The organism is Streptomyces sp. AB3(2024) (assembly GCF_041862025.1).
Taxonomy (GTDB): domain Bacteria; phylum Actinomycetota; class Actinomycetes; order Streptomycetales; family Streptomycetaceae; genus Streptomyces.
The window spans coordinates 21,793-28,179 of record NZ_JBGWAB010000112.1; the positions used below are offsets into that span (position 1 = coordinate 21,793).

Genomic DNA, 6,387 nt, shown 5'->3' on the forward strand with positions numbered 1-6,387 from the left:
CGCGACGGGGAGGAAGGATGGGGGCATGGACACGCTGACCGGCCTGCTGGACGGGCCCAAGGCCCGCGGAGCCTTCATCCTCAAGTCCGTCCTCAACCCGCCCTGGTCCCTGCGGGTGGAGGACCGGGCCCCGCTGTCGGTGATCGCCTTGGTGAGCGGGGCGGCCTGGCTGCTGCCCGAGGACGCTGAGCCGGTCCCGATCGGCCCCGGCGACGTGGCGGTGGTACGGGGGCCCGCGCCGTACGGGCTCGCCGACAGCCCGGACACCCCCGCCGCCGCCACCGGGCAGATCGTGGTGGGGCCGGACCAGCGGTGCAGCACGGAGACGGGCGAGGACCTCACGGACGCCCTGGCGCAGGGCGTGCGGACCTGGGGCGACGCCCGGGCGGAGCCGGGGGCGGCGGTGGTGCTGAGCGGCACGTACCAGGCCCCGGGCGAGGTCGGGCGGCGGCTGCTGGGCACGCTCCCGACGGTGCTGGTCCGCCCCGCCGGGGCGGCCGACGCCACCCTGATCGGGCTGCTGGCCTCCGAGACGGCCCGTGACGAGCCCGGCCAGGAGCTGGTGCTGGACCGGCTGTTGGACCTGTTGCTGATCGGCGTGCTGCGGGCGTGGCTCGCCGCTCCCGGTTCGGGGGCGCCGTCCTGGCACCGGGCGCAGGGTGATCCGGTCGTCGGGGTCGCGCTGCGGCTGCTGCACGAGGACCCCGCGCACGGCTGGACCGTGGCGGAACTCGCCCGGCGGACGGGGGTGTCGCGGGCCGTGCTGGCCCGCCGGTTTACCGCGCTCGTCGGGGAGCCGCCGGTCGCGTACCTGACGGGCTGGCGGCTCGCCCTCGCCGCCGACCTGCTGCGCGAGCCGGAGGCCACGGTGGCGACGGTGGCCCGCCGGGTCGGCTACGGGAGCGCGTTCGCGCTGTCGACGGCCTTCAAACGGGTGCGCGGGGTCAGCCCGCAGGAGTTCCGAGCGGGCACCGCGCCGGTGCCCGCGGGGGCTTCGGCCACGGTGGTGCTGACCTGACGGACCGGGGGCCGCTACGCCAGGTCCAGCACGCCGACGGGCTGGTCGCCGCTGAGCTCGCCGGTCCGGCGGAAGCCGAGGCCCGCGTAGAAGGGCTCGGGGGTGCCCTCGCCGGTGTCCCAGGTGACGTACGCCTGCTCGGCGCCGCGCCGGCGGAGTTCTTCGAGGACCGCCCCCACCGCGAAGCTGCCGTACCCCTTGCCCTGGTGGCCGGCCGCGATGTTCAGGCGCCACAGGCCGGAACGGCGGTGTTCGGGGTCCTTCGCCGGGTTCCAGACGATGTCGAGGAAGGCCATGACGAAGCCGACGACCTCGTCGCCGTCGACCAGGGCCCGAGGCCAGGCGGTGTCCCCGTGGACGTAGGCCTCGGCGAGCGACTTCTGGACGGGGGAGACGAGGTGTTCCTGGCGCGGGTGTACCCGCACGGCACACACGGCCTCGAAGTTGGCCGGGGTGACCGGTACCAGGCGGAGCATCGAGCTGATCATGCGGTGATCCTACGGTCCGGTCATTGAAAAGAACGGGGCAGCCGGTATATTTTCTCCTCGCCGGATGAGGAAGAGGGGGACGGCGTGCACGCTGAAGTGGTGGTCGTCGGCGGAGGGCCGGTCGGCCTGCTGGTCGCGGCCGAGCTGGCCGGGTACGGGGTCGACACGCTGGTACTGGAGGCGCGGGCGGAGGTCGACGAGCGGCCCAAGGCCACCACCCTCCACGCCCGCGCGGTACAGAGCCTGGCCCGGCGCGGGCACCTCCCGCCGGACGTGGCACCGGCGTCCGCCGGTACGGCCGCGGGCCGCTTCCACTTCGCCGGCATCCACGAACTGGTCATCACCGTGCCCGAGACCGAGCCGGAGCCGATCCTCAAGCGCCCCCAGGCCGAGCTTGAGCGATGGTTCGAGGGGCGGGCGCTGGCGGCGGGCGCGCGGGTCCTGCGGGAGCACCGGGTCACGGGTCTCACGCAGCGGGACGGCGCCGTGCGGCTCACCGTCGAGGGGCCGCAGGGGACGGCCACCTGTTCCGCCGCCTACGTCGTCGGGGCGGACGGGGCCCGCAGTACGGTCCGCGACCTGGGGGGCATCGACTCCGACGCCACTCCCGCCACGGTGTCCGCCCTGGTGGGCCTGGCACGGCTGCGGGACCCCGGCGACCTGGAGCAGGGGTGGCTGCGGACTCCGCGCGGCTGGATCGTCTCCAAGCGGACGCCCGCGGGCGACACGCACATCCGTACCGTCGACTGCTCCGGCGCCCACACGGGCCGAAAGACGCCGCCGTCGCCGCGGGAGCTCCAGCGCGAGGTGTCCCGGATCGCCGGGCGCGAGGTCGCGATGGAGGGGGCCCGGTGGATCAGCCGGTTCAGCGACTTCACGCGCCTGGCCCGCACCTTCCGCGCGGAACGCGTCTTCCTGGTGGGCGACGCGGCGCACCTGCACTTCCCCATCGGCGGCCAGGGGCTCAGCACGGGGGTGCTGGACGCCCTCAACCTCGGCTGGAAACTGGCCCTCGCGGTGTGCGGCACGGCGGGTGCGGGCCTGCTGGACACCTACGACCTCGAACGCAGGCCGGCGGCGCGGGGGGTCGTCGACAACACGCGGGCCCAGCTCGCGCTGATGCGGCAGGGGGCCGAGGTCGACGCGCTGCGCGAGGTGTTCACCGGGCTCCTGACCGCGGACCGGGACACCGCGCGACTCAGCGACATGATCAGTGGCCAGGGGACGGTGCTGCCCGCCCACACGGACCGGCCCTGCGGGTCCGAGGGACGCTTCCCGCCGAACGCGCGGATCGTCACGCGGGCGGGGGAGACGGACCTGATCGGGCTCCTGCGGGAGGGGAGCCCGCTCCTCCTCCTCTTCGGCGAGCGGGCCGAGCGCTACGGGGAAGAGGCGCGTCCGTGGTCGGACACCCTGTGCGTGGTGCACGCGTCGCCGACCCCCGCGATGCCGTACGAGGCGCTGCTGGTGCGTCCCGACGGCCACATCGCCTGGTCACAGGACGGCGGCCCGCCGGCCGACGCCCTGTCCTGGTACTTCGGGCCGCGGGTGCGCGCGGCCGTCGGCGGTACGGATCAGCTGGCGAGGTCTTCGCGGGCCTGAGAGATCTCCATGGCCCGGACGGCCTCGGCGTAGACCTCGGCCCCGCGGTTCTCGCCGAGGTGGAGGGAGGTGAGGACGGAGGACTGCACGATGCTCGGCAGCAGGTGGCGCATGAGCGCGGTGACCCTGATCACGAGGTCCTCGTACTCGGTGAGGGCCTGCGACATGGACTGGATGCCGGCGTAGGTGCCGACGATGACGTCGGCGGTCTCGGTCGGATCGATCTGGGGGAGCAGTTCGCCCTGGCTCTGGGCCCTCTCCAGGCCCTCGCGCATCGGGACGGCCCAGGCGAGGAAGGGTCCGCTGCGGTCGAGGCCCTGTGCCAGTTGGTCCATCGTCAGCCGCACGCCCGCGCGGACCATCGGGTCCGTCTGCAGGCGGTAGGTGTGCAGCATGACGATGTCCACGATCCCCTGCATCTTGATCGCGCGGTCGGGGACGACGAGGCTCTGGTTCTGCGCGTTGAGCACGCCGAAGGCCAGGTCCTCCTTGGACTGGAAGTGGAAGTACAGGGCTCCCTTGGTCACTCCCGCCTCCGAAAGGATCTCGGAGATGGTGGCCGCCTGGTAGCCGCGTTCCTCGAAGATCTTGGCCGCCGCGCCGAGGATCGCCTGGCGTGTGCGGATGGCTCGAATTTGCTCAGCCACTGTGGCTCCTTCCCTCACAGGATTCTCGGAGCGTCGGAAGCTCTGATGCAAACCGTCCGTCCCGTACGTATCTTACAGCGGGTAACTCTCACGCCAACCCCGTACGCGCCGGAGGGCGCGTACATGACCGGAAGGAAGCACCATGATTCTCGTGACGGGGGCCACCGGCACGGTGGGACGGGAGGTACTGCGCCGCATCGGTTCGGGCAAGGCGGTCAGGGCCATGGCGAGGCAACCGGAACGTGTCGTGGCCGGGCCGGCGAGGGTCGAGGCCGTCCACGGGGACTACGACGACCCCGCTTCGCTCGACCGGGCCGTGCGGGGGGTGGACACCGCCTTCCTGGTGACCAGCCGCGTCGGCCGTGACGACGACGCGCGGTTCCTGGCGGCCGCGCGGTCGGCCGGGGTGCGGCACGTGGTGAAGCTTTCCGCGGCCGCCGTCGAGGACGGCCGGGCCGATGACCTCATCACCCGCTGGCAGCGGGAGAACGAGGAGGTCCTGCGGGGATCGGGGATGGAGTGGACGCTGCTGCGCCCGCGTTCCTTCATGTCCAACGCCCTCTCCTGGGCGGGTCCGGTACGTGCGGAGGGTGTCGTGCGGGGCCTGTACGGGACGTCGCCGAACGCGTGCGTCGACCCGGGGGACATCGCGGAGGTGGCCGTGCGGGCGTTCGGCGAGCCGGGACACACCGGGCGCGCGCACACCCTGACCGGACCCGAGCCGCTCTCGGCGGTGGAGCAGACGGCCCAGCTGTCCGCCCTGTTGGGCCGTCCGCTGCGGTTCGAGGAGTGGGATCCGGAGCAGGCCCGCGCGGTGTGGGGGGCGCGGTATCCGGCGGCCGTGGCGGAGGCACTGCTGCAGAGCGCCGAGCGGCAGCGTGCCGGGGCCAAGGCCGGGGTGGGGAGTACGGTTCAGGACGTCGTGGGCAGGCAGGCCCGTTCGTTCCGGCAGTGGGTCGGGGAGCACCTGGCGGCCTTCGGGCCGCACTGAGGGGCATCCGTCAGCCGATGTACGGAGCCGCCGTCACGGTGGAACCGAAGACGAGATGGCCGTCCTGGTGGCCCGTCACGACCACCGTCTCCTCCCCTCCGGGTGCGCCGTCGTGCAGGCGCTCGGCCTCGATGAAGCACGGCACGTCGAGTTCGGCGTAGCGCTTGAAATCGCCGGAGATGTTGAGCGGCAGGAGGGAGGAGCGGCCCAGTGCGGCCGATGCGGCCTGGCGGGCCGCCTCCAGCAGCACCATGCCCGGAACGTGGTCCACCGGGTGGTCGAAGAGGATGGGGTGGAGGGAGTCCACCCGCAGCTGCCAGCGGTCCGGTGTGCCGGTGGGGGACAGGACCACGTCGGTGGGCGAGACCCGTCCCACGCTCTGCGGTGCGACGGGAGCGGTCAGGGGCAACGGCTTGTGGCCGGGCAGCAGGGTGTGCGGCGGGCGTATGCGCCGGTACACGGCGGGAGTGGTGCAGGTGTAGGAGACGCGTCCCGTCGCGACGACGTGGCCGGCGCGGTGGACCACGGCCTCGTAGTTCAGGCCGCCCAGGTCACCGTTGCGACGTCTCACCTCGGTGCAGCTGACGTCGATGTCGAGGGAGGCGGGGGTCCTGCTGACCTGGAGGTGTTCGGGGACGACGGTGACGCTGAGGTCCCACAGCAGGAAGTGCTGGCCGAAAGGGACCCCGAATTCGGCGTGGCCCAGCAGGCTGCCGATCTGCCGAATCGTTTCGACGCACATGAGGGGGTCGTGGTAGGTGCCCGCGATGGGCGTGAAGAAGCTGTGGGAGCGGGGCCACTGCGCGCTGACGGCGAATCGGCTGTGGTCGACGCGTTCCCAGTCGGTGAGAAGGACTTCGGCGACCGAGGCTCGGTGCACTAATTCCTTCGGGACGGTGGAGGTAAGCGAGGTGAAGCGGTTACCTCGTTGTCCGAGCGGAGGGGCGGCCGTCCGCCACGCCGGTTCGTAGCCCGCTGTGCGCTCGACTTGAAACGTGCTCGCGCTCATTGTTCCCCCTAGGCAGCGCTGGCCGGTTACAGGTGTGACTGCGAGAAAAATATATACCAACCGGTTTTTTATCCAGAGGGATCGCGACCCTTGGCCATGAAAAATACGGAAGGTGGGATTCCGGCAACTTGTGCCTCCCCCTGACGTTCGTGCCGCCACCCCTCATCCGGCGTCGGGTCCCCGCCGCTCGCACTGAAGCATCTCAAGGGGGCCCCTCGGGGCGCGTGGACCGGTTGTCGGACGTCCGGTGAACCCCCGGGGACGAAGAATGGCCGATTCGCATAGGGAGCCCCGGTTTGCGCGCGGACCTCGGGCGGGCTCCCCGCCCCCTGCGCGCCGGTCGCTCCCCATGGGGCCGGCAGGGGGTCGGGGTGGGTGACTCGCGAAGCCCTCCGTGCGCGGACCCCCGCAGTACAGGGGAGGTGCGCGGGTTCCGGGGGCGATGCGCCGCCGACGCGGGCGGCGCGGTGCGGCCGACGGATGGGGCGCGGGCGGGGTGCGCCGCCCCACGGGTTCTGTTCACCATTTGCCCACGTGAAGATTCCTGCATATGCCGCTGCCGCGCGGGGGCGTTCGGCGGAGCCCGCCCGCCGCCGCTCCGGCCACCGGCCGCCAGGGGGGCGGCGCGGCGG

General features: G+C 72.6%; 6 protein-coding genes. 3 read left to right on the plus strand and 3 right to left on the minus strand.

The window, feature by feature from the left end; genetic code table 11:
* The first annotated feature begins 25 nt into the window (after positions 1-25).
* Positions 26-1,018: an AraC family transcriptional regulator gene (locus tag ACEPPI_RS31515; RefSeq protein ID WP_373918663.1), complete on the plus strand. Its 993-nt coding sequence runs from the start codon at positions 26-28 to the stop codon at positions 1,016-1,018.
* 14 nt (positions 1,019-1,032) lie between these two features.
* Here the strand turns inward: ACEPPI_RS31515 and ACEPPI_RS31520 are convergent, their stop codons facing one another.
* Positions 1,033-1,506, minus strand: a complete 474-nt coding sequence (locus ACEPPI_RS31520) for a GNAT family N-acetyltransferase (protein WP_373918664.1) — start codon at positions 1,504-1,506, stop codon at positions 1,033-1,035.
* 84 nt (positions 1,507-1,590) lie between these two features.
* Between ACEPPI_RS31520 and ACEPPI_RS31525 the strand changes: the two genes are divergently transcribed.
* A complete protein-coding gene (locus tag ACEPPI_RS31525) occupies positions 1,591-3,108 on the plus strand; it encodes an FAD-dependent monooxygenase (RefSeq protein WP_373918665.1) in 1,518 nt (505 codons plus the stop codon).
* Here the strand turns inward: ACEPPI_RS31525 and ACEPPI_RS31530 are convergent.
* Positions 3,081-3,755 (minus strand): ScbR family autoregulator-binding transcription factor, encoded by a 675-nt coding sequence (locus tag ACEPPI_RS31530; RefSeq protein WP_373918666.1) that lies wholly within the window; start codon positions 3,753-3,755, stop codon positions 3,081-3,083. The two genes, ACEPPI_RS31525 and ACEPPI_RS31530, sit on opposite strands and share 28 nt — an antisense overlap.
* 142 nt (positions 3,756-3,897) lie before the next feature.
* Between ACEPPI_RS31530 and ACEPPI_RS31535 the strand changes: the two genes are divergently transcribed.
* Positions 3,898-4,746: an SDR family oxidoreductase gene (locus ACEPPI_RS31535; RefSeq protein WP_373918667.1), complete on the plus strand. Its 849-nt coding sequence runs from the start codon at positions 3,898-3,900 to the stop codon at positions 4,744-4,746.
* A 10-nt stretch (positions 4,747-4,756) separates the two neighbouring features.
* Here ACEPPI_RS31535 and ACEPPI_RS31540 read toward each other — a convergent pair whose 3' ends face one another.
* Complete coding sequence (locus tag ACEPPI_RS31540; protein WP_373918668.1) at positions 4,757-5,755, minus strand: ScbA/BarX family gamma-butyrolactone biosynthesis protein; 999 nt, start codon at positions 5,753-5,755, stop codon at positions 4,757-4,759.
* Positions 5,756-6,387: the final 632 nt, after the last annotated feature.

What these genes read in the sequence shown, in the direction of transcription:
- ACEPPI_RS31515 (WP_373918663.1), top strand. Translation starts at nt 26, where the DNA reads ATGGACACGCTGACCGGCCTGCTGGACGGGCCCAAGGCCCGCGGAGCC.
- ACEPPI_RS31520 (WP_373918664.1), bottom strand. Translation starts at nt 1,506, where the DNA reads ATGATCAGCTCGATGCTCCGCCTGGTACCGGTCACCCCGGCCAACTTC.
- ACEPPI_RS31535 (WP_373918667.1), top strand. Translation starts at nt 3,898, where the DNA reads ATGATTCTCGTGACGGGGGCCACCGGCACGGTGGGACGGGAGGTACTG.
- ACEPPI_RS31540 (WP_373918668.1), bottom strand. Translation starts at nt 5,755, where the DNA reads ATGAGCGCGAGCACGTTTCAAGTCGAGCGCACAGCGGGCTACGAACCG.